Origin of the sequence: Rhodococcus sp. (in: high G+C Gram-positive bacteria) (genome assembly GCF_049591685.1) — a bacterium.
GTDB lineage: Bacteria > Actinomycetota > Actinomycetes > Mycobacteriales > Mycobacteriaceae > Rhodococcoides.
Genome location: NZ_JBAWFH010000169.1, coordinates 1 through 23,091, shown reverse-complemented (window position 1 = coordinate 23,091; position 23,091 = coordinate 1). Strand labels below are relative to the sequence as shown.

General features: G+C 61.8%; 17 protein-coding genes and 1 pseudogene. 13 read left to right on the top strand and 5 right to left on the bottom strand.

Annotated elements, in window-relative coordinates:
- From WBQ44_RS07255 to WBQ44_RS07230, 6 genes and pseudogenes are all read left to right on the top strand, one after another.
- Positions 1–327: pseudogene (locus tag WBQ44_RS07255) on the top strand (hypothetical protein); the annotation flags it as partial.
- A complete protein-coding gene (locus WBQ44_RS07250; protein ID WP_495566042.1) occupies positions 324–2,762 on the top strand; it encodes a glycosyltransferase in 2,439 nt (812 codons plus the stop codon). The pseudogene WBQ44_RS07255 and the gene WBQ44_RS07250, both read left to right, overlap by 4 nt.
- A 110-nt stretch (positions 2,763–2,872) precedes the next feature.
- Entirely contained in the window at positions 2,873–4,966 is a 2,094-nt protein-coding gene (locus WBQ44_RS07245; RefSeq protein ID WP_495566041.1) for a hypothetical protein, read from the top strand.
- Positions 4,967–4,980: 14 nt separating this feature from the next.
- Positions 4,981–5,175, top strand: a complete 195-nt coding sequence (locus WBQ44_RS07240) for a hypothetical protein (RefSeq protein ID WP_495566040.1) — start codon at positions 4,981–4,983, stop codon at positions 5,173–5,175.
- Positions 5,172–5,990 (top strand): glycoside hydrolase family 16 protein, encoded by an 819-nt coding sequence (locus WBQ44_RS07235; RefSeq protein ID WP_495566039.1) that lies wholly within the window; start codon positions 5,172–5,174, stop codon positions 5,988–5,990. The genes WBQ44_RS07240 and WBQ44_RS07235 overlap by 4 nt, the downstream gene beginning before the upstream one ends.
- A gap of 9 nt (positions 5,991–5,999) precedes the next feature.
- Entirely contained in the window at positions 6,000–7,559 is a 1,560-nt protein-coding gene (locus WBQ44_RS07230; protein WP_495566038.1) for a class I SAM-dependent methyltransferase, read from the top strand.
- On the opposite strand, the gene WBQ44_RS07225 is transcribed toward WBQ44_RS07230, so the two are convergent.
- The 4 genes from WBQ44_RS07225 to WBQ44_RS07210 are packed head-to-tail and all read right to left on the bottom strand — an operon-like array spanning position 7,528 to position 11,939.
- Positions 7,528–8,568: a thioesterase domain-containing protein gene (locus WBQ44_RS07225; RefSeq protein ID WP_495566037.1), complete on the bottom strand. Its 1,041-nt coding sequence runs from the start codon at positions 8,566–8,568 to the stop codon at positions 7,528–7,530. The genes WBQ44_RS07230 and WBQ44_RS07225 overlap by 32 nt on opposite strands.
- A 44-nt stretch (positions 8,569–8,612) precedes the next feature.
- Positions 8,613–9,647 carry a glycosyltransferase family 2 protein gene (locus tag WBQ44_RS07220; RefSeq protein ID WP_495566036.1) on the bottom strand — a complete coding sequence of 345 codons (1,035 nt, stop codon included), beginning with the start codon at positions 9,645–9,647 and terminating at the stop codon, positions 8,613–8,615.
- The gene (locus tag WBQ44_RS07215) at positions 9,634–10,536 is read right to left on the bottom strand and encodes a glycosyltransferase family 2 protein (RefSeq protein WP_495566043.1); all 903 of its coding nucleotides are present in this window, start codon (positions 10,534–10,536) and stop codon (positions 9,634–9,636) included. The genes WBQ44_RS07220 and WBQ44_RS07215 overlap by 14 nt, the downstream gene beginning before the upstream one ends.
- An 8-nt stretch (positions 10,537–10,544) precedes the next feature.
- A complete protein-coding gene (locus tag WBQ44_RS07210; protein WP_495566035.1) occupies positions 10,545–11,939 on the bottom strand; it encodes a lipopolysaccharide biosynthesis protein in 1,395 nt (464 codons plus the stop codon).
- A 293-nt stretch (positions 11,940–12,232) separates the two neighbouring features.
- Here WBQ44_RS07210 and WBQ44_RS07205 point away from each other — a divergent pair, with 293 nt between their 5' ends.
- The 7 genes from WBQ44_RS07205 (at position 12,233) to WBQ44_RS07175 (ending at position 22,284) form a co-directional block, all read left to right on the top strand.
- Complete coding sequence (locus WBQ44_RS07205) at positions 12,233–13,258, top strand: alpha/beta fold hydrolase (protein ID WP_495566034.1); 1,026 nt, start codon at positions 12,233–12,235, stop codon at positions 13,256–13,258.
- Between the two features lie 154 nt (positions 13,259–13,412).
- Positions 13,413–14,330 (top strand): (3R)-3-[(carboxymethyl)amino]fatty acid oxygenase/decarboxylase, encoded by a 918-nt coding sequence (gene scoE / locus WBQ44_RS07200; RefSeq protein WP_495566033.1) that lies wholly within the window; start codon positions 13,413–13,415, stop codon positions 14,328–14,330.
- Entirely contained in the window at positions 14,327–14,872 is a 546-nt protein-coding gene (locus tag WBQ44_RS07195; protein WP_495566032.1) for an FcoT family thioesterase, read from the top strand. Before scoE ends, WBQ44_RS07195 begins: the two co-directional genes overlap by 4 nt.
- A complete protein-coding gene (locus WBQ44_RS07190; RefSeq protein ID WP_495566031.1) occupies positions 14,869–16,422 on the top strand; it encodes a long-chain-fatty-acid--CoA ligase in 1,554 nt (517 codons plus the stop codon). The genes WBQ44_RS07195 and WBQ44_RS07190 overlap by 4 nt, the downstream gene beginning before the upstream one ends.
- 3 nt (positions 16,423–16,425) lie before the next feature.
- Complete coding sequence (locus tag WBQ44_RS07185; RefSeq protein ID WP_495566030.1) at positions 16,426–17,676, top strand: glycosyltransferase 87 family protein; 1,251 nt, start codon at positions 16,426–16,428, stop codon at positions 17,674–17,676.
- Positions 17,673–17,906, top strand: a complete 234-nt coding sequence (locus tag WBQ44_RS07180; RefSeq protein WP_495566029.1) for a phosphopantetheine-binding protein — start codon at positions 17,673–17,675, stop codon at positions 17,904–17,906. Before WBQ44_RS07185 ends, WBQ44_RS07180 begins: the two co-directional genes overlap by 4 nt.
- A 1-nt stretch (position 17,907) precedes the next feature.
- Positions 17,908–22,284 (top strand): AMP-binding protein, encoded by a 4,377-nt coding sequence (locus tag WBQ44_RS07175; protein ID WP_495566028.1) that lies wholly within the window; start codon positions 17,908–17,910, stop codon positions 22,282–22,284.
- An 11-nt stretch (positions 22,285–22,295) separates the two neighbouring features.
- Here WBQ44_RS07175 and WBQ44_RS07170 read toward each other — a convergent pair.
- Positions 22,296–23,091, bottom strand: a 796-nt coding sequence (locus WBQ44_RS07170) for a glycoside hydrolase family 16 protein (protein ID WP_495566027.1), incomplete at its 5' end; no start/stop codon positions are given.

The window sequence follows — 23,091 nt, the reverse complement described above, 5'->3', positions numbered from 1 at the left end:
GTCATCAACTGCCGAATCTCGAACGCGGGGTTGGTTGTTCGGGAGGTCCCCAGTGTCGAACGTTCCCGTATCCACGGCGTCACCAATCTTCACGCGTGGCGGGACGGCAAACGTGTCCTGCGAACCTTGGTGAAAGAGCGACGTCGGATCGAGCACTCGCACAACAGCTCTCGACATCCGCTACCCACTCGGGTGGCAGAGCTGAACACCGATACCGCCGCAGTGCGCATCGCGAGCATCCCCCACTCCGAGTCGGACACGCCTGCAGCTCACAAGGCCGGCAGCGTCTCTGTGGTCGGCACAGCCGCTTCGGAGTCTCGCCGATGACCGGAAGTGCCTCGATCGCCGCAGATTCCTCTGCTCTGCAGAGGCCGTGCACGGCCGACCTCGGCTCCGTCGCGGTAGCAATCTGTTGCTACACCGTTGCACGGTGGGAATCGATCCGCGCGGCCGTGACTGCAGTCGTTGCCCAACTTGACTCACAGACCGACCAGTTGGTGGTGGTGGTGGATCACAACAGCGAACTGCTCGAGCTGGCTCGTGGCGCTTTCCCCGACATCACGGTCATCGCCAACAGCGGTCCGATCGGACTGTCAGGAGCACGAAATTGTGCTGTCGCTGCAACGAACTCGGAGGTTATCGCGTTTCTGGACGACGACGCGATTCCCGGCGACGGGTGGGTCGAGGGTATTCGGCGCGCATTCAACTCCTCCGAACTCGTGATGGCAGGTGGAACGGTAGTTCCCCGATGGCCGGGTGGCCACCGGCCGTCATGGTTTCCTCCCGAGTTCGATTGGGTTGTCGGGTGTGACTATCGGGGAATTGCCCCGGTTGGAAGTCGTATCAGAAACCCGATCGGTGCCAACATGGCAGTGCGAAGACGCGGCCTCGAATCGGCGGGCGGTTTTCGAACCGACCTGGGCCGTCACCGAGGACTGCCGGCCGGTTGCGAAGAAACGGAGCTGGCGATCCGCCTCGTCGAGCAGAACCCGGCCGCGTCGATCCGGCGGATTTCCGATACAGCCGTCGCGCATCACGTGGCTCCCGTCCGGTGTACACGGAGGTACTTCCTGAGCCGGTGCCTCCACGAGGGTCGGTCCAAAGCCACCATGTCCAACATTCTTGGATCCACCGCGCCCTTGGGCACCGAATTGCAATACGTCATCAGAACGCTTCCCAAGGGTGCTGCTTCACATTTGATTCCGAAGAATCACGGGAACGATTACCATCCGTCCCGCGCACTGTGGATTGGGATGGGGCTGGCAGCAACGGGATTGGGCTGGGTCGCGGGTTTTCGGCCGACCGCGCGGATTGCCGATGGATCCTCCGGCCTTCCTACCTCGGTGAGTGAATCGAACAGCGGTTTTCAACCGATTCCGATTGCCGAGCTCGAACTGACTGCTCTCCCCCCCGACCAACACTTTCCGATGCCGAACCCCGCTGGTCGCCTGCAGATTCTGGCACTGATGCAGGGCAGTCCTCTCGGAATCGTCGATTTCGAAAATCTCGCCTCCGATGGTCCCCCGTCCGAACGAGGACAGAAGAACAGAGCCGCCGTTCTCGAGTCGATCGGCTCGCAGTTCGGCGGTGTCATCGCCGAGCATCTTCGATTGATGCGGTCCTCCTTACCCGGACCGAGCTCCGGCGTCGGCCAGTTCCTGGCGGAACCACGGTGCCTGGCCGACGCCGCCAACCCTCGCTTCGGTACACCGCTCGCGACCGCGATCACAGTTGTGGTCTGCTCGATCGGCCGCACCGACCGTCTCTTGCCGACTGTCGACGCATTGCTCGAGCAGACGCATCCGAATGTGACAATTCTGGTCGTGGACAACGACCCCAGATCGGGTGCGGTTCGCCGGATCCTGAAGGAGGTCGACGCTGAGAACGTGACCGTCGTGGAAGAGCCGGTCAGAGGCGTTTCCCATGCCCGAAACGCCGGGTTAGACGCATGTAACGATGAGTTGATCGCGTTCACCGATGACGATGTCAGGCCGGACCGCAGGTGGCTCGAGCGTCTGGTCGACGCCTTCTCGGCCGATGATGTCCACTGCATCGGATGTGTGACCGGATTGGTTCTGCCGGCGGAGTTCAAGGTTCAGGAGCAGCTGTGGTTCGAGCAGAGCAGCGGATTCGACAAAGGCTTCGACACTCTCGTCTGGACTCGAAACGGTGCGGTGGAGGGGCCGGACACAGTCTCGATTCGCTGTGCTGACCCCCTGGCCCGCGTGGGTCGGCCGGGCCCGGTTTATCCCTACGCCGGTAGTGAATTCGGGTCTGGGAACAATATGGCTTTTCGTACCAGGACATTGCGTGAAGTAGGAGGCTTCGACACTCTTCTCGGCACCGGGTCCCCGGCGCGTGGCGGCGAGGACCTCGATATCTTCCGCCGGGTCATTCTTTCCGGCGACACCTTGGTCTACAACCCCGCCGCCATGGTCTGGCACTACCACCGAAGCGATTACCGTGCGTTGCGTAAGCAGATGTACGACTACGGAGTGGGCATGTCCGCCAACCTGTTCCGCCACATGCTTCGGGGCCCGAAGGAGACCGTGCAGATTCTTGCCGTGATTCCGACCGGAATCAGAGTGTTACTCGATCCCAACTCTGTCAAGAACGAGGGGAAGACCAGGGACCATCCGCGCGAATTGACGCTGCTCGAACTCGCCGGCTACCTGACCGGGCCCATTCATCTGCTGTGGAGCGCATGTCGCGCAAAACGAGTGCGCGCCCGTCGTGCCGGTATCGTTCGACGGAATCCATGAACGCAGTTCGGAGCGAGCCGAGTGCACCGAGTCGGCGAAATACCGAAACACGCATGGCCGCCTTCGTACCGACGCTCTCACCTCGGGATCCTATTGATTTTGTGGTCGGCTTGGCTGCAGTCGTAGCAATGGTGGTGCCCGCACTCGCCGTTGCCGATCTCGATGTGCCCGGTCGAACCGGGGCAGTCCTTTTGTTCGTGTTGCTCGTTCCTGGAGTACCGCTGATCGGCCTACTCCGGTTGGCGAATCGTCATATCGGCATCGTGCTGTCCGTGAGCCTGTCGCTGTCGGTAGCCCTGTTGACCGGACTGGCTCAAGTCACCCTCGAACTCTGGTCTCCAACTCTCGTGACCTGCGCGACAGCGATTCTGTCGCTCGGTGCCACGGCAGTCCTACTTCGTCGAACCATCGAGGCGCGTTCCGAATGCGCGACAACGTGTACGGAGGAACGGGTCCATCCGTCTTCCAACCCGATTCATCCGATGATTCGCTATCGAATGGTCAGCACCGGGGCGCTGGCGCTCGCACTCGGGTTGTGGCTCGCCGAAACCCGGACCATCGATCTCGATGCGGTGGGACCGGCCGGCCTCATCGGCGTTCTCTCCTGGAAGTACGCGCTGGCGCTGTTGGTGGTGTGCAGCGTGGTAGCGACCGCTGTGCGCAGACCTGAGCGTCCCGACCGGGTGATCGCGGCCATGGCCCTGGGTGCACTGACTGTGGTGCTCTATCAGCTGGTCAATGTCGCGGATGGAAGTCCCCTCGTGGGAACCAACTTCGTGCACGTCGGGTTCATCGACTTCATCGCGACGAACCATCGTCTGCCACCGAGTGTGGATGCTCGCTTCAGTTGGTCCGGATTCTTCGACGCATCGGCCGTGGTGGTGAACCTTGCGGGGCTCAGAGACGCCAGTGCACTCCTTCTGTGGAGCCCCGCCGTATTCACGCTACTCACGCTCGTACCGGGCTTCTTCATAGCCAAGGTCATCACCGGCAGCGAACGACTCGCGTGGCTCGCCGCAACGATTTACGTACTGGGCAACTGGTTTCAGCAGGACTATTTCTCACCGCAAGCTGTCGCCATGGTTCTCTACCTGTCGATCGTCGCAACGCTACTCTGGGTTCTCGACACCAGTCACGTTCCGGGACTGACCGGCAGCGGGTTGGGCAGAGTGATGTCGGCGGCATCCCGGGTGCCGGGCAGGCCTGCGGGGCTCTCCGCGGGCACATTCCTGGCGCTGGAGACAGTTCTGCTGCTAGTCGCGAGTGCGATGGTGGTCAGTCACCAATTGACGCCCGTCCTGCTGATCGTGGTGCTGTCGTTGCTGACTGTCTCGGGATACATACGGTTTCGCACTCTCGCGCTGTTGGTTGCCCTGGTGTTCGCCTGTTGGCTCAGCTACGGTGCGCCGGATTACTGGACGGGTCACCTCCACGTACTTCTGGGCGACTTCGGTGCGGTGACTGCATCTCTCGATGCCGGCATCGGCAGCCGAGTGAGCGGAGAACCGACCTACAGTCAGATGCAACTGGTCCGGATCGCGTGGACTGCTGCAATCGGCACGCTGGCAGTGTGCGGTCTGTTTCTGCGTCGTCGCAACAGACTCGTAGTTCCGATCGCGCTGCTGTCCGCGGCCCCGTTCTCCCTGGTGCTCGCGCAGAGCTACGGGGGCGAGATCGTCATCCGATGCTTCGTGTATTCGCTGCCGTTCCTGGCACCGTTGGCCGCGTGTGCCCTGACGCCTCTGGTCGCGCAACGCCGCAGGGTGCTCTGCGGCGCACTGGCTCTGGCATTGCTCGCGGGATCGCTCATGCTGACCGCGACGCGCGGCCTCAACACCGCCTTCGAGCGCAACCCGGCAGATACTGTCGCACAGGCACGAGCTCTCCTCGATGGCGTACCCGTCGGCACTACCCTGCTGCCTCCGACGGGCGAGGGTGTGGTGCGAATGGCCCGCCTCGGTGAAGTGGTGTGGCCGCCCGGTGGCCAGTGCGCAGTATGGACGTTGGACTGCGTACGGCAGTTCGACGGCGACTACATTTTCCTGAGCACCAGCCAGCAGTCGTCGTTGGAGCTTCAATGGGGTGTACCTGCAGATTGGTTGTGGGACTTCGGTCGTCGGCTGGTCGATTCCGGGAGCTACCGCCTGTATTCCGAGACCGACCACGTCATGATTCTCGTGCGAAGCGATCTGGAGTCACGATAATGCTGTGGAACTTCGTGATAGGGCCCGCTGGCGCACTGTGCTTCGGCGCAGCTTTCCTATTGGGTGTCTGGGCAGCGATACAGCGGGAGCGATCGGCACCGCCGCGAGGTGGTTCGGCGCAGCCGCGGCCGTACCTGTACGGCGCTCTGGTATTGATGGTCGTCTTCGGCGCGGTCGCCAGTGTGCTGAGAATGGGCGCGCTGACGTGAGTGCACTTCGCATCACTCACCGGTCCATTCTCGCCCTCGCGCTGTGTATGTCGATGATTCTGACATCGTGCGTCCAGGACACCCTCCGAGCGCCGGTCGAACCGGACCCGTCGAACTCGCCCTCCGGGCGAGTCGCTCCCCGCGAGGATCTGCCAGGTTGGCGCTTCGTCTTCGGTGACGACTTCGCCGACGATCTCTCCGCCGACTGGGGTAGGTACAACGGCGCTCCCGGTGGAGATCCCTACAGTCGGTGGTCACCCGAGAACGTCGTGGTATCCAATGGAGTGCTGACCCTGACGTCGACCGAGACCGCATCCGGCACCATAACGGGGGGCGTCTCCAACTGGCCCCGGGCACAGCAGTACGGACGCTGGGAAGTGCGCTTTCGCGCTGATCCCAGTGACGACGTCACCTTCCATTTTCTACTATGGCCCGCAAATGAGGTCTGGCCGCCCGAGATCGACTTCGCCGAAAGCTTCGGTGGCGGAAGGCAGTACATCGACTCCTTCATCCATTGGGTGGACGGGAGCGGGCAGCAGCAGAAGAACCAACAGAACGTGCCGGGGGACTTCACCGAGTGGAACACCGTGGGGGTCGAATGGACTCCTGACGAGATCAGATATCTGATCGACGGGCAGGTGTGGGGCATCGAAACCGGAGAGCGAGTGCCGCATACGCCGATGTGGCTCGGTCTACAGGCGCAGTCCGGTGGGTGCCAGAAGGTCGAGGCTCCGCTTCCCCCCTGCCCCTGGGTCGGTACACCGGACACCACGAACATCGATATCGACTGGATCGCAGTCTACGAACAGAAATGAGCAGAGGAAATGAGACGAGACACCGTCGATGAATTGCGGTGCCCATACAGCGGCGGACCACTGACGGTGTCATCGGTGGCCGAGGGCAACGCCGACCACATCGACTACGGTATCGTCCGGTCCGAGTGCTTCGAGTTCCCCATCGTTGGCGGAATTCTGCTTCTCAGCCTGGCCAAGAGTTATGGCGGCCCAGAGGAAAAGCTCACCCCGCATGCTGCGTTACTGATCGCGGCACTGCACCACCTCGCCGACCAAGACGTCGACGGGTTGAACGCCTGGATCGGTCGACATGCCCCGTTGGCGGCGAACCTGATGGCGAACGGATACCGCAACTACGAGGACTTCGCCTCCGATCTGGAAGACATTCTGGCGCCGGCGGTCTCCGCCGAGCTGGTTCGAGCGGCGGACCTCGAAGTGATCGGCGACATCGGCCTACGTCACGCTCTGGCGAAGCGATCGAGAATGAGCCCGCGTTCGCGCCCGGTCCGATGGGCACATCGGATCGTCGACCGCGTCCGTGCTGTCCGCGCACAACTCGGTTCGACGCTGCACGGAGAGAAGCGTCGAGAGGAGCGTCTGCACAGCTACTACATGCAGCGGTTCTTCTCCGTGCGGGCTGCGTCGACGTCCCTCGGAGTGTCGGCGTTGCCCACCAGTGGTCGAATTCTGTCGGTATGTCCGGGGCACGGGGTGTTCGAGAACATCCTCCGAGCATCCGACCGCCTTCCGACCTCCCTGGTCTGCATGGACGGCCAGTTCGTAAATCTGCTCGTCATTCGGCACCTCATCGGTGTCGATGCCGACTTCATCTGCCATGACGTACAGTTCGCGTGGCCGTTTCGAGACGGTTTCTTCGATGGTGTGTTCTCGTCCACATGCCTCCCCGAACTCCCCCCGCAGAAACATGTTGTCGAGGAGTCGGTACGGGTGACAGCACCAACCGGATGGACGCTGTTCGACTCGATCTGGGCCCTCGACAGCGGAGCTCATCGCATCGATCCCTACCGGTACTACCGCTACAGCCAGAACTTCTTCGACAGTATCGATCGCTACCCCGACTTCTTCGGCAGAACAGTCACCGACAGGTCGACGTACTTCGACATCTCGGGCGCGCCCTCCCGCTACGTCGAAGGAACCACTTGGCTTCGCGAACGCGAGAACATCGACCGGGCGCTGGACGAGGCGCGGGACGTGGAGATCAACGCGTTGGTTCTGGACGAGAGCCGGTTCTCGGGATTCGTCGCCGATCCGGTGTCCGCGCGCGCAGCTCTGATCGACCCGGCACAGCTCAGTGTCAGTCCCGCGTTCGAGGCGCACATCACCGCAGGCCGCCTCGAGCTGATGCGAAAAGCCAGTTACGCCCAACCCGATATCAACTTCGCATCACGGGACTTCGGGGTACTCGACGCCCGAGCGTCCATCACGGCCTCGCAATTGTCCGACCCTGCTGCGCTACTGGAGTTCTATCTCCGCGGAATTCTCGTACCGTTGCCACCGAGGTTTTCGGCTCGAGACAGAACGGTCCAATCGTTCGCCATCAGGATCCGAGCGACTTCCCCAGCTCGGTAGCCAGTATCTCGGCGACAGCAACGTTCGTCGAGCCCTCTCGGACCACGGACATGTGATCACCCTGCACACGGTGAACATCCACATCACCGACCAGAATCTTTCGCAATCCGGCTTCCTGACGAACGGTGTCTGCGGTGACCACCACCACGGCCCGGCCGTCCCACGGCCTCAACAGATGCCGGTTCTGCACCCGCAAACCGAGTTCGTAGAAGATCTCTTGCTGAGCTCCCAGTGGCAGCCGGACCAGACCTGCAGTCAGAAGTCGGGCGTACAGTGCGGACCGCTGCAAGATCGTCCTCGACCGATCGCCCGATGCGCAGCGCTGCGCGTCGTGCCTGGCCGGTGCAGGTACTTCGGCTTCGAGGACCCGCGCAGTGCGTGACGGCAGCGTGATGTCGAGGAGCAATACGAACTCGACCTTCTCGCCGTCCTTGTCCAAAGCCCGTGCTGCCTCGAGTGCAGCCACCCCGCCCATCGAGTGCCCGAGCAGCCGGTAGGGGCCTCGTGGTTGAACAACCCTGATCTCACGAATCGCTCTGTTCACCAGAGCTTTCAGTCGCCAATGTGGAAGCGCACGGTGTTCGAGTCCTCGTTGCTGGATCGCGTAGACCGCCGGGCCCGGTCGTAGTTCGGAAGCCAAAGGGAGAAATGACCAGACGCTTCCGCCCGAGCCCGCGAAGCAGAACAGTGGCAGCTCCTCCTTGCCGTCCGTGCCTCTCTGTGCGCTGCGCACTCGCGCCATGATCGACCCAGCAGAGCCGAACACAGAGGCGCTTTTCTGTTCGAGCACACCGGCCATACGCGCCAGTGTCGGCTCAGCGATGACGTCCGAGACAGCGAGTCGGACCGACAACCGTTGCTGCACCACGGACAGAAGCCGCACCATGTCGAGCGAACTGCCGCCCAGTTCGGCAAATGTATCGTTGCCTCGAATGTGATCGACACCGAGGATCTCGGTCCAGATCTCACCGAGGGTCTGCATCGGCACACTCTCGATCGGTGGACTCACCTCGGCCCCCTTTCCGCCGCCTCCATCGGACGACTCACCGACAGTCACCGATACCGCAGAACGAATGCGTAGAGTGCGGGACACATCTTGAGCATCGACATCGTCACCACGTCGCGCCACCGTCCGGATCGGACGGTGGCATACACCGTGCGCAGCCGCAGTCTCGCTCGTGCCCTGCGGATCGCTTCGGCGGCCAACTCGTCCGTCGGACCATCTGCTCTGCCCCCATGCCTCGCCCGCATGGCCATGTGCACCACCGGGAAGATGATCTCGTGCAGCTCGAATCTGAGCAGGTCCGATTCGTCGATCTCGGCACCGGACACCGACCGTACGAGCATGGCGACCTCGGTCGAGACATCGAAGAGATCGAGCGTCGGCGCACCGAAGGTAGTGGATGCAGAACCGGGTCTCGTCCGGTACCTGTACAACGGCTCATCTACCAGTGCCACAGCAGCCGATGCCAGCGACATGCGCAAGACCGGCACCGCGTCCTCGTAACAACGTCCCTCGTCCCAGGGTGCCGTACCGAGCACGGACCGCCGAAAAACCTTCGTGGGGGGATATGCTCGGGCCCGCCCGGTCAACAACATCCGTGCATGCTCGGTACCGCTCACACGTTCTCTTCCGAAGACCGGCTCATCCACTCCAAGGGCGAGGCCGTCGTGAGAGACCCGCAGTGTTCGACATTCTGCGAACGCCGCATCACCCAGCGCGTCGGTGAGCACTTCGAGAAAGCTCTCGGCGGCGTAATCGTCGGAGTCCAGGAACCAGACGAGATCTTCCCGTACCGCCCCGAGACCGGTGTTGCGGGCGGCACCCGCCCCGCGGTTGTTCTGGTGACGAATCAACTCGTATTCGAGGTCGCCGCACTCCAGCGCCGCGACCGCCAACTCAGGAGTGTCGTCGGTACAACCGTCGTCCACCAGAATCACGCGGTCGGGTCGACGAGTCTGCGCGAGCACACTCGCGATGCATCGGTCGATATCGCGCGCGCAATCGTACATCGGAACCACTACCGAAATGGACAACCGTGTGACGGTGTCGAGACGTTCGTCGACCATCCGATCATGCCCCAGCACGAGTCAACTCCGATATCCGCTCGATGACGCAACGGGAAACGAATCGAAAGGTCTCGACGCCCGGTGCACGGACATGGGCCCGTGCCGCCGATGTCAATATGGCCACCGCGCGATTCGTTCGAGCAGTGAGACCGAAGTGGCCGGCTGGTGCCTCCACACTTCCGACGGGGCCAACGATGTTCAACAGATCTGCGGTGGAGAGGCTTCCGTAGCCAGCGCGAGCGGCGTGCTCGGCAGCTATCTCGGCGTAGGCGTCCACCAACTCGTCCCAGCGAGCAGCCGTGACCTGTTCGTCATGGACACGGTAGCGAACACCGACACTCTGGATGTTCGCAAACTCGCCGTATTCACTTGCTTCACACCAGAGTTGGTAATCCTCTGCTACGCCGGAGTGATCATCGCGATACCGGAGGCCGCGCCCCGAGAATGCGGACCTCCGCATCATGACCGACGACTGCGCAAAGCACGTGACGAGCAACAATCGCTGACGACAGGCCCTGTCGGTCCGCGGCATCCGCACCCGACCTGTAGCCGCACCGAACAGTTCGTAGTTGGTCCCGCAGGCGATCACGCGAGGACGCGCATGAAACAGCGCTAGTTGTCGAGTCAATCGGCCTGGCATCATGACATCATCGGCATCGAGGCGAGCGACGAATTCCCCTCGTGAACAGTCGAATCCATGGTTCGCTGCGGCCACGACACCGGAATGCGGTTGTCGAAGAAGACGAATCCGATCGTCCTCGAACGATTCGACGATCTCCACGGTGGAGTCGGTGGACCCGTCGTCGACCACCATGACTTCGAGTTCGAGCAAATCGGACCGGAGGATGCTGCTGAGAGACTCGTTCAGAAAATGTGCCTGATTGTAGGCAGGCACGACGACCGACACCCGCGGCGTCACAGCTGGCGTCCGTCGTCAGATCGCGCATTGTCTGCCGATTCGGAATCGAGTGCACCAACAGGCGTCGACAGCGCCGCGGTGCTCATCCGCCACAGGGGAATTGCGACTGCAGCAATCATGGCGAACTCCATGACGAGGTAAGACCATCCCACTGCGTCGATGCCCAATCTTGGAAGTTGCCACCATGCAGCCGATGTGACGGCCGCAGCCATACTCACCTGAACTATCAGTGCGTAGGTCAGCTTCCGGTAGATTCGCGCCAGCCCACCGAACAGGAATCCCGGAACCGACAGAACCTGAACCACTGCCATCAGCCGCAGGAGGTCAGTGCCCTCGTCGGCGTAATCCGCACCGACGAACCGAAGCGCGAAAGGCGCTACGACCGCGAGAAAGAAGAGCCCGGCCCCCGACACCAGGAGTAGCAATCGAACTTGACGCTTGAGCAGGTCCGCGATGGCGTGAGGACGCGCAGCCGACTCGGCGACGAACGGGCCCGCGATCATGGACATCACCAGGGTTACGGCCGAGACCATCACCCACCCCATGGCGAAATAAGCAGCGTCGGTGACCCCCAAGGCGCTGACCACCATCAGCGGAAGCAGGAATGGTGCAACCGAATTGATGACGACGATCCCGTACAGCGATCCGAAGTCTCGGAACAGGGACTTCGCACGCGGCAATGTCGAGGTGACGGAATCGAACTCGGCTCGCACTCCGAAGCCTCGAACGAAGATCGCCCCTTGAACCACAACCACCGCGGCGGCCGCAGGAACCACCCAAGACGTCACGACGAAGTGCGAATCACCGACACTGGCAAGGGTCAGCATGATCACGAGTTTGGAGACCGCGTGGAAAATGTTCTTCGCAGCGGTCCACCGTCCACGACGCAAGCCGATCAGGATCGAATCATCGAGCGCAAAGGCCCCCAGCACGATTGCACAGAGAGGAAAGACTGCCTTCTGCATGGTGCTGTCGAACAAATAGTCGCTGGGTCCGAATACCACGAATCCAGCACCGAGAATTCCCGCAACCCCAGCACTCAGGAGATGCCCACCGCAGATGAGCCTCGGACCACGCTTGCCCGACTCGGGCAGGAACCGCTCGTACATCGGGTTCAGACTCAAATTCGACAGTGTGCCGATCATGATCGCCGCATTGATGATCGTGGTGGCCTTACCGATCTCTGCGGTCGGATATGTTCGAGCCGCGACAGCCCAGAACAGCAGGCCCAGTATACCGTTGACGATACTGGCAAACATCAGTGCACCGGAATCGATTTCCATCCGCGACAGCCGACCACCCTTGGCTGCCCTGCCGTCGATTCCGCGGACAGTCGACTCGGCGTCACCGGATACCACGATCGTCGGATCGGGAAGCGAATTGTGCGTCACATGTGCCCTTGCAGAACTGCCGAGTCCGGGTACACCGCAGGACTACGAGAGCCGGGCGGGTGTCCGAGAACGGTGAATGATCGGTGGCCACCGACACTGAATTCTCGGGTGCACGAGCAGTCGGCGGGGCGCGAGGTCACTATACAACAGAACCGGCCGCAGCATATAGTTCTGTACCGCTGTCGATTTCGACGAGCATCATGCCGGGCGGTGTGCTCCGTGAAGTTCTCCGGCGCTCCCCGTGTCCAGCCATTCGCGTCACCTTCGACCACTTCTCAGGGGCAGGATCCGCTATGACCTCAGCACCGAATCCCCGACTCGCCAGTCCCACCGAGACGGAATTGGCTCGCATCTGGAGCGAGGTACTGGGCGTAGCCCCGATATCGCCCACTGACACGTTCACCGATCTCGGCGGCGGCTCGCTCGCTGCGGAGTCGATGCTGGTGGCAACCCGCGCGTCACTTCCCAGCGCTCTCACTGCCGCAGATCTGGTGGGTGACCCCACCCTGAGGCAACTGGCAGAGCTTCTCGACAAGCGACACCGCGATCGATTCCACTCTCGAGCGAGTGCCTGTGTTGCACTGCGAGAAGCAGTGGGTGCCGATCCGGTCTTCTGCTTTGCGGGCGCGGGATCCACCAGCGCCTATTTTCTACCGTTGGCCGCTGCCCTACGTGAGTATTCGGTGTATTCCCTGCAGGCCCACGGTCTCGAAAACCGCGCGCTCCCAGCGTGGAGCGTTGCCGGCTCGGTGCGCAGGCATGTTCGCGAGATACGTCGTATTCAACCCCACGGGCCCTATCGACTTCTCGGCCATTCGTTCGGCGGGGTGCTCGCTCTCGAGACCGCGCGTGCCTTGACTGCGTCGGGCGAAGACGTCGCCGCACTGATCTTGCTCGACACTGTGGTCGACTCGGAAGCATCCCTGCGGGCGTGGAACGACCGCAAGGTCGAGCAGCCCGAGCCGAAACCGGCTGTCGATTCGTCCGACGACGGCGACCACTCCTCTGGCTTTGTGAGCAGGATGGCCACACATGCGCGCATCCTCGCCGCTGGCGTCGTTCGCTACGATCTGGGCACTCAGAAGCGTGTGTTCTGGGAACGTGCAGTTCGTGCTCAGCGTCGTCACCACATCGCTCCGTGGCACGGAGATGCGACGATCCTGCTGACCGTGCACACCCGAGAACAGGCGCAGCTCTGGCCGCACATCGTTGGCGGGCAGTTAGATTGCCATGACTGCGCGGGTGACCACATGTCGATGATCTCGGACGTCGAGGTGATCGAAGTGATCGAGAGCGCATTGCACCGGTCCCCACGATGAACAGTACCGACCTTCTCGTTACCGATTCGTTACTCAATCCTTTGGAACTACTCAGGCAAAGCACCCGACTGATACTTGTCAGCAACATGAAAGATCCGGACGACGCTGGGCGCGGCGAAGTTCGAGCTTCTTCACCGAAAGTACGAGGTCAGCAATGCATGTTTCACCGCAACCGAACGTGCCCCGCGGGGTCCAGGTGCATGGATTCAATCCGGGGACAGCATCGGAAGCGGAAGCCAAGACCATTCTCGATCACATCTATCGCGACAAGATCGTAGTTCTGAAAGATCAAAATCTCGATCCGGAGGGATTCATATCCCTCGGTAAATTGTTTGGATCACCGGCGGTCTATTACGAATCGATGTACCACCTTCCCGGGCACCGAGAAATATTCGTCTCGTCCAATCGCCCGACGGTGGGCAGTCCGATCGGAGTTCCGAAGACCGGCAAATTCTGGCACTCGGACTATCAATTCATGCCGGATCCGTTTGCCATCACGTTGATATACCCACAGGTGCTTCCCACTCAGAACCGCGGAACATATTTTATCGATATGGGCCGAGCATACGAGGGACTGGACCCCGAGCTTCGGCGCACAATAGCCGATACCAATGCGTGGAGCAGTTCGCGCAGGTACGTCAAGATCAGACCCTCCGATGTGTACCGACCGCTGGGGGAAATCGTGGCCGAGGTAGAGGCCAAGACTCCGCCGCAAAAATGGCCGACCGTACTGACTCACCCTGTGACCGGTGAATCGATTCTGTACGTCACCGAAGCGTTCACCTACGCGATCGAGAACACGCTGGGCGAGGCACTTCCCACAGCAACGATCGACAGCCTCCTCCAGGCCTCCGGCCAGCTGGATTCGACGTTCACTCACGAGAACATCTTCTTGCAAACGTATGAAATCGGCGACATCCTGTTGTGGGACAACCGCTCTCTGATCCACCGCGCACTGCACACCACGACAGACGAGCCGACGGAGTCGTTTCGAGTGACCGTCCACGACCAGCACCCGCTGCACGACGCCGACACTACGGCCGAGGACAGAGACAAGGCTCTCACTCGATGACGTACACGGTTGCCCGATCAGCGGACGCGCTCGACCCCGCCACTGCATTGTTGATGCGCACCATGCAGCCCTATGCAGGCAAAGGATGCGTCTACCTCAAAAGGTCGTCGGTCTCGATGCGTTCAGGCCTGGCGGTGGGATCGGGCGACTTCTCCATCGCAGAGTCCTGCTATATCGAGGACACCGGCCATTTCAATGCAGTCGAGTTCAACATCTCCTACAATCAACTCTTCTATTACACACTTGCCGAATGTATTCGCGACGGCCTCCTGCCGCAGTTCTCGGGTTGGACGCTCACGGACTACTGGCCTCGCCAACTTCCGAATATTCTCATTCATCGGATGAGTAGTAGTTTTTCGCGTGCAATCGACTCGCGCTCGTACCGCGGCGTCATGACGATCACCGATATCGGGTTCCGAAACAATTCTCGTCCGCTCGTGACCGTCGAGACCCACGTCGAATTCACCGACGACAACGGCGGCCGGGCCGCAGGAGACGTCTCCATCGTCATCGTCGATCCGCCGGCGGCTCATCTTCCATGACCACCGCTGGCACCATAGACACCCTGCACAGCGCGCTGAGATCGGTTGCCGCACATGCTCCGGATCGAGTCTCGCTGGCGTGCGGCGAAGACTCGATCACCTACGGTGAGCTGCTCGAGCACAGCCTGTCGGTTGCGGGCGGGCTCGTCGAACTCGGAGTCGGACCGGGAGATCGTGTCGCTTATTTGGCTCACGACAGCATCTATTTCTACGAGATTCTCTATGCCTGCTCACTTTTGGGCGCGGTGTTGGTTCCGGTCAACTGGCGACTCTCGGCGGTCGAAACCACATTCGTACTCGAGGACTCAAAGGCCGAAGTCTTGTTTCTCGACGAACTCCACGGGCCAGGCACGGGCAATTCGACCACCGTCCCAGAGCACTCGATCAGTGTGCAGAACAGCACTTTCGAGCGTTGGCGCAACACTCGAACTCCGCACCAGGCACACGACTCGACGCTCACCCGTGATGACGCGATCGTCCAGATGTACACGAGTGGAACCACCGGAAGCCCCAAGGGCGTGGTCCTGGGTCATCGTTCCTTCTTCGCCGTGCGCGAACTTCTCGATGCCGCAAACCTCGACTGGATCGACTGGCGGCCAGACGATATCAACCTGGTCGCCTTGCCGTCGTTCCACATCGGTGGCCTGTGGTGGGCCACTCAGGGCCTGAATGCAGGCGTTACCACCGTTGTGATCCCTTCGTTCTCTGCGGTTGCAGCGCTCGAGGCAATCCGGACTCGAGGTGTGACGAACACCTGTTTGGTTCCGGCGATGATGCTGATCATCCTGTCCGAACCCTCCTGTGAGGCAGCTGATTTCGTGACCCTGCGTAAGGTTGTATATGGCGGATCACCGATCGGTCGGGCATTGCTCACCCGGGCGCAATCGGTGTTCGACTGCGAGTTCGCGCAGATCTACGGCCTCACCGAGACCGGCAACACCGCGCTCTGCCTGCCGCCGTCCGAGCACGGTTCCTCCATGACCAGGATCGACGCCGCGGGACGCCCCTACCCCGGTGTGGACGTCGCGGTCGTCGATCAGGACGGTTCTCCGGTAACCGACGGGGACATCGGTGAAATTCTCATCAAGAGTCCTGCGCGAATGATCGGATACTTCGATCGCGCGGAGGCAACCGCCGAAACACTGATCGACGGGTGGATTCGGACGGGGGACGCAGGCTATTCCGATTCCGAGGGCTTTATTTTCATCCGTGATCGGGTCAAGGACATGATCATCGTCGGCGGCGAGAACGTGTTCCCGGCGGAGATCGAGCAGGCGCTGACCGAGCACGAGGACATACACGACGCCGCAGTGATCGGCATACCGGACGACCGATGGGGAGAGTCGGTGCTCGCGTTCGTCGAACGCCGACCGAGCTCCACGATCTCGACTCGCGAGGTGGTGAAGCACCTGAACAAACGGATCGCCGCATACAAGATGCCGACCGGATACGAGTTCGTGACAGCCATCCCGCGCAACCCGGCCGGTAAAATCCTCCGACGCTCGCTACGGGAGAAGTACTGGGCGGACCGAGAACGACAGGTGAACTGATCGATGTCCGTCGACCGTCGCACAGCCGAGGACGAAGCACCGCCGACACGAGAACCGTCGCTGTGGTTGTCCTGCGGGATACTCGTCGCCTCTGCCTCTGCGATGCTCGCATTCCTGATCGTGGCAAGTTCCGAGCTGTATCTCGGTGACCTGCGGGTCTACACCGAGGGCTCGCAGGCGTTGTCCGATCCAGGTTTGTATACCGCGCTGTTCCCCATCGGCGATGGCAACACGGTGGTCCCTTTCATCTATCCACCGTTCGCAGCGATCCTCTTCTATCCGCTGCACTGGTTTCCGTTCTTTGCGGTAGCGGCCGGATGGACGGCACTGACCATGGGAGCGATGTGGGGTTCTGTGCGCACATCGTTGTCTCTTGTTGCACAGCAACGGCTCTCGACCCAGCAGATGAACACGTACTCGCTTCTGTGGACGGCATTGGCACTGTGGATGACCCCCGTCCGGCACACGCTGTACGAGGGACAGGTGTCGGTCTTCCTGCTCTTCGGTGTCCTCCTCGCGGTACGTTCGGCATCGAACATCAAGTCCGGGCTGCTGATCGGGTTCCTCGCGGGGGTCAAGCTGACCCCGGCAGTGACCGGTCTCTATTTTCTCGTGAGAGGCCGGACTCGGGCTGCACTGGCTGCGCTGGTCGGCTTCGCCGGCACCGTCCTGGTGGCGTTCGCGGTGAGCCCGACGAACACGTTCGACTACTTCACCGACGCGATCGGGGCGGCAACAGACCGCGTGGGCGGCGTGGGGACCGTCGCCAACCAGTCACTACGTGGAGCTATCGGCCGCTTCGTCGGATACGACGACGGACAGGGCGCGGTGTGGCTGGTCTGCGCCGCGATCCTGATCGTTCTCGCCGCCGTCGCGATCTGGAGATATCGATCGGACGACCTTGCTGTGGTCCTCGTCCTGCAGTTGACGGTGTGCGCGCTGAGTCCGCTTGCGTGGAGCCATCACTGGGTGTGGCTCGTTCCGACCGTCATCTGGCTCCTGCACGGCCCGGTCCGCCGGAGGCGCTGGGCGGTGCCTGTAGCTGTGCTGTGGGTACTCGGCACGCTGACCCCGGTAATCGAACTCTTGCTGTTCGTGCAGACATCGAACTACATCTACGACCGACCGCTGTGGCAGTCGATCGCCGGAGCGTGCTATCCGATCGGGTTCCTCGTGCTCTTGGTTCTGATGTGCGCAGGCTCCCCTCGGTCTGAATCGAATCGCGACCGCGATGCTGCCATCATTGATGTATGACTCCGATGTCGAAGGCAGATGTGGACACAGTGGTGGCCGAAACCCTGTTCGTCGAGCCCGACGAGCTGACGCCGACAACCGATCTCGCCGATCTCGGTCTGGAATCGATTCGGTTGCATTCGTTGGTGGAGATCTTCCGTTCGAGAGGGTCCGAAGTGAGCTTCACCGACCTCGCCGAGGACCTGCACCTGTCCCACTGGTATCTGGTGCTGACCGAGAATCGACCCTGATGTGCTTCTCGACCTGACCGGAGCGCAGCTCGGCATCCTGAATGCGCAGCTGCTCGATCCGAGTAATCCCGCATTCAACATCGCCGAGTACGTGGACCTACGCGGTGATCTGGATGTCGAGCAATTCGTCGGTGCGGTGCGAGCGGCCATCGTCGAGACCGATGCAATCCGCGTGCGTGCTGTCCTCGGGGGGGAGCAGCCACGTCAAGAAATCATGCCCGCAGTAAACGTACCGGTAGAGGTGATCGAACTGGTCGATCGGCCGGACTCCCACGCGTACGCGCTGGAACGCATGCGCGCCGATCTCGCTGTTGTGCTCGATCCGGCTGCGGACACGCTGTGCAGGCACGTGCTGTATCGAATCGCACCCCAGCGTTTTTTGTGGTATCACAGAGCGCATCATTTCGCACTCGACGGCTACGCGTTCTCGCTGATCGCCGCGCGCGTATCGGAGCTCTACCGAGCAGCGGTCACCGACTGCCCAGCACCGGAGGCAACACCGCGGTCGTTGAAAGATGTAGTGGACGAGTATCGGAGCTACGCACACAGTGCACAACGTCTCGCCGATCGTGACTACTGGGTGGAGCTCCTCGCACGTACACCCCCGGCACCGACATTGTCTGGCGAGCGAGGCCTGCCGTCCTCGACATTTCTTCGCTCCGTCACGGAATTGTCCGAAACACAGTTTCTCGGCCTCGTGGCCGCCTCCCGCGCGGCGCGCGTGGTGTGGTCCGATCTGTTGCTCGCACTCGTTGCAGCGTTGACCGCTCAGGAGACCGAGACCCGAGGAATTTCGCTGGGCGTTCCGGTCGCCAACCGTATCGGCTCTAGCGCGATCGACGTGCCGTGCATGGTCCTCGGTGCCATCACCGTACCGGTGCAGGTTCGCCCCTTCGACTCCGTGGCATCGCTCGCTCAGGCGATCGCGAAACAGCTACGCCGGTCCCGCACACACTCCCGCTATCGGTACGAGGACCTCCGAGCAGAAGCCGGTGCACTCGGCGGTGATCGCAGACTGTTCGGCCCAGTGGTCAACATCATGGCATTCGACTATCACCTCGACTTCGCGAGTGTGACCGCGACGGCGCACAACCTCACACCTGGCCCTGTCGAGGACATCACTGTCGACGTCTATCGCCGGTCGGCCGGCAGTGGTCTCACGCTGTGTATCGACGCCAATCCCCGCCGCTACGACAACAGTGGCCTCGACCGAATCGCGCGAACGCTCACGAGAATGCTCACCGCCGCGACAGTCGATCCTTTCTCTCGCACTGGCGATCTGACCCGAGAAGTCGTCTCGGTATCGGAGTTCACACACCTCACCGAACCAGCGGACACCCTGGCCCTGATCGCAGCTCGGTCGGACGCCGATCCGACCGCGCCTGCGCTGACCGGTACCAGCGTCGCCGGAACGCCCTACGCCCTGACGCGATCACAGCTGATCGCCGCCTCCCGTACGGTTGCCGACGCGGTACTGCTCGCTGCACCTTCTGTCGAATCGATCGTGTTCTTTCCCTCGGGAGCCCAATCCGACATCGTGGTGATCCTCGCAGCGCTCGTGCTGAATCTGCCGTACTCGGCACTCGACGCGAACACGCCCGACCTCGCGCGGCGACTCACCGTCCTGGAACACCTCGACATCGTCATCGTGCACGATTCCGCGATGCGGACAGTCGCTACCGACACAGCACTGCACCTGCCGCGGGCCACCTGCCTCGAATATGGAGCGATACAAGAGCATTCAGCGCACCGACAACCATCGAGCAAGGTCCGTCCACCTGCAGACCCATCTCCTGATGCCTACATCGTCTTCACCTCCGGATCCACCGGCACACCGAAGGCCATCACGATCACGCGCGCGAGCCTGAATGCGTTCGTCGCCGGCGTGCGCCAGGTGTATCGATTCGACGACAACGATCGAGTCCTGCAATTCGCTCCGTTGCAAGCGGACACCAGCGTGGAGGAGATCTTCGTATCCCTGGCCTCCGGGGCAACGATCGTCCGGCCCCACCCCGCGGATCGGCAGTCATTGAGATCCTTGCTGGACCTGACACGCAGAGAGTCGGTTACCGTGCTGGACCTGCCCACCGCGCTGTGGCACGAGATGGTCGTCGGACTCGACTCGGGGAATCTGGCTCTCCCGCCGTCGATTCGGACGGTGATCATCGGCGGTGAGACTGCCTCGCCCGTACGCCTGGCCCAGTGGCACCGGGTTCTCGGGCACGAGAATCACCGCTCGGTCAGACTGATCAACACCTACGGTCCCAGCGAGGCAACGGTCGTCGCGACGACGACGGATCTCCAGGCACCGGGCGATCCCGAAGAACCGGTATCGATCGGCCGACCTCTCTCCACCGTCGGAGCGTTCCTGCTTGCCGACAGCCTCGACAGCGCTCGAACCGACAACGCATTCACCGAACACACACTCGCAGAGCACACGGGCGAGCTCTGCCTGTACGGTCCCACCGTTGCATCGGGTTACCACGCCGCCGGTGACGAGGCCGAATCAGCCTTCGGCACTGTCATTCTGGGGCGCGGCACCGAGTACGAACGGTCGGTCCACGCGTACCGAACCGGAGACCTGGTCACTATGTCGAACGACGGCAGCATGAAGTTCGTCGGCAGGACGGACGATCGAGTCAAGATCAGCGGGCATCGCGTCGTACCCGCGGCCATCGACGAGATCATCACCGATCTACCCGGTGTCACGGGATCGGCTACGGTAATATCCGATCACGGCGGAATCGCGCCGGCGGTCCACAGTTTCGTGCTCACTGCAGACCGACAACTCACCCCTGCGGATATCTCGGCTTCGATCGACCGAACTCTGCCGCCCGTCTCGAGGCCACGCACGGTTCGCATCCTCGAGCGCCTACCACTCACCCGGAATGGCAAGATCGACCGAGCGGCATTGCTGACACTGGTTGAGGCCGCCGCTCCGGCGCTCGACTCCACACCTGTCGATGGAATCAGCGACACCGAAGCCGCCATCCTCGCCGTCTGGGCCGAGGTGACCGGAGTATCCGGGATTACGGTCGATTCGGACTTCTTCCTCCTCGGTGGACACTCGATGCATACGATCGCCGCAGCAAATCGTCTCAGCGCCACGCTGGGTTTCGACGTGTCTCCCCAATCGATCTTCACCAATCCCACGGCCAGGGGCCTGGCTGGAGAGGTCGACGGACAGAATTCCTTGCCGGCCGAGAACGCCGCACGCGAGGTCGAAGCAATGCGGCGCGATCTCGACCTGCTCTGCCACTGGCCCTCGCCATCCGTCGCGAACGACGACCATGCAGAAGACTCCACCCGCCATGTCCTGCTGACCGGCTCCACCGGATTCGTCGGGACGCAGGTACTCCGCGAACTGCTCGGCCGACCGGAGGTAGCCATTTCGGTACTGGTTCGAGCTGCCACCGGCTCCGATCCGTCCAATGTGCGAAATACCATCCAGCAGAACATTATCGGCCAATGCGAGGCACTCTCGGAGTCGGAGACCCGGCGGCTGACGCACGATCTACGCATCGTCGTCGGCGACCTGACTCTTCCCCGATTCGGCCTCGAGCACCAGAAGTGGATCGAGCTGGCGCAGAACATCACCGACGTGATCAACTGCGCCGCGGTGGTGAGTCCATTGCGTCGCTATTCCAGTGTGCGGTCGGTCAACACAGTTGCGGTATCGCACTTGATCGCCCTGTGCCGCAGCGGCCGCCGAGCTTCGTTTCACCAGATCTCGACCACCGGGGTGGAGACCAACCAGTCGATCCGGCAGTACCTCGAGGACTCTGCAGCATCGGGTTATCTGGCAAGCAAGGCGATCGCCGAGCACATCGTCGGTGCGGCAGCACAGTCCGGCACACGCTCGTCCGTCATCCGCCTCGGCCGAGTGCTGGGTTCGAGAAATACCGGCGCGGTGAACTCCGAGGACACACTCTGGAACGTGCTGAGAGCGAGTGCGGCGGTCGGATGCTACCCAGCGGTCGACTTCGCCGAACCGTTGAGTTGCGTGGACGATGTGGCGAGGGCCATCGTGGAGCAGGTGTTGGATCCTGATCCCTCTGGTGTGGTCATCACGATCGGCCCTCGTTCCCGGACATCGTTCGCAGACATCGTCGACTGGGTTCGACTCGACACCAAGTCCGCTTCCCGAGTCGAACTCGAGCAATGGCACCACGCTGTCGAGAAAGCGAGTTCGATTGCTGCACAGCATAAGCAGTTGATAGCAGCCTGGTGTTCGGCTGTGTCGATCCTCGAACGGGTCGGCACCGAAGAAGCCCCGGATTCGGCAAACGCGGGAGTCTATCGCGCATTACCGAACGTGGAGCGCGATGCGCTGAGTCGCATGGCCGGCCACGATAGAAGGTTCGTCCGCGGAGTGTGAACGCACTCGATTCACGCGTTCCAGGCCCACACCGAAACCCAGTCCAGCAACAGGTGCCCGTCGCTGTTTCCGTTGCCCTTCGTCTCTGTCTGCAGTTCCCACCGCATGGGCGTCGAGGGAACCCAGTCACTACTGTCGAGGACGACGACGTCATCGAGTAGATAGCGAATTCGACCCGGGGACCATTCCATGGTGTAAGTATGCCAATCGTTGAAGCTGGCACCGATGTCAGCGGCCACGGCCTGGCACCCACCGACACAGGACCCTGCCCCCGAATAATGGTGAAATCCTCCTGGGGGCCCGGCCAGACTTCCTTCCGGGAAGTCGAACTCACCGTCGACCGGCCATCGTTCGGACTGGGGCCAGAGCAGCCATGCCACGTAATACTCGCTCAAAGCAGGATTGTCGACCCGAAAGCGTGCAGAGTAGCGACCATAGGTCTGATTCTGGTCGCTGCCGGTCACCACTGGCGACACACTCGCGCCTGCGGGCCTTCCATCGACATTTCGGAGATGGAAATCGAGCACACTGTCATGCGTGGAGAGCACGGCATCGGAACGGTACGGCCGGCGGTCGTAAGTATCGGTATAGCAGCGAGGGTAGGTACGCCACTTCTGTCCCGTGCTCCCGGTGTATACGATCTTCGACGGCTCACAGTTGTTGGCCCAGCTCCCCGTTGCCGACGGCTTCGTGAAGTCGTCATAAAAGATCTGGCGCCAGCCGGGGAGATTGCCGACCGGTACCGGCACCCCGCCCGGATTAACCTGTGTCGATTCCACCGATCCCACCCACTGTTGAGAGGAAGAC

Bases quoted from the DNA above. Each gene is read 5' to 3' on its own strand.
- WBQ44_RS07250 (WP_495566042.1), top strand. From the start codon at position 324: ATGACCGGAAGTGCCTCGATCGCCGCAGATTCCTCTGCTCTGCAGAGG.
- WBQ44_RS07230 (WP_495566038.1), top strand. From the start codon at position 6,000: ATGAGACGAGACACCGTCGATGAATTGCGGTGCCCATACAGCGGCGGA.
- WBQ44_RS07205 (WP_495566034.1), top strand. From the start codon at position 12,233: ATGACCTCAGCACCGAATCCCCGACTCGCCAGTCCCACCGAGACGGAA.
- scoE (WP_495566033.1), top strand. From the start codon at position 13,413: ATGCATGTTTCACCGCAACCGAACGTGCCCCGCGGGGTCCAGGTGCAT.
- WBQ44_RS07195 (WP_495566032.1), top strand. From the start codon at position 14,327: ATGACGTACACGGTTGCCCGATCAGCGGACGCGCTCGACCCCGCCACT.
- WBQ44_RS07190 (WP_495566031.1), top strand. From the start codon at position 14,869: ATGACCACCGCTGGCACCATAGACACCCTGCACAGCGCGCTGAGATCG.
- WBQ44_RS07185 (WP_495566030.1), top strand. From the start codon at position 16,426: ATGTCCGTCGACCGTCGCACAGCCGAGGACGAAGCACCGCCGACACGA.
- WBQ44_RS07180 (WP_495566029.1), top strand. From the start codon at position 17,673: ATGACTCCGATGTCGAAGGCAGATGTGGACACAGTGGTGGCCGAAACC.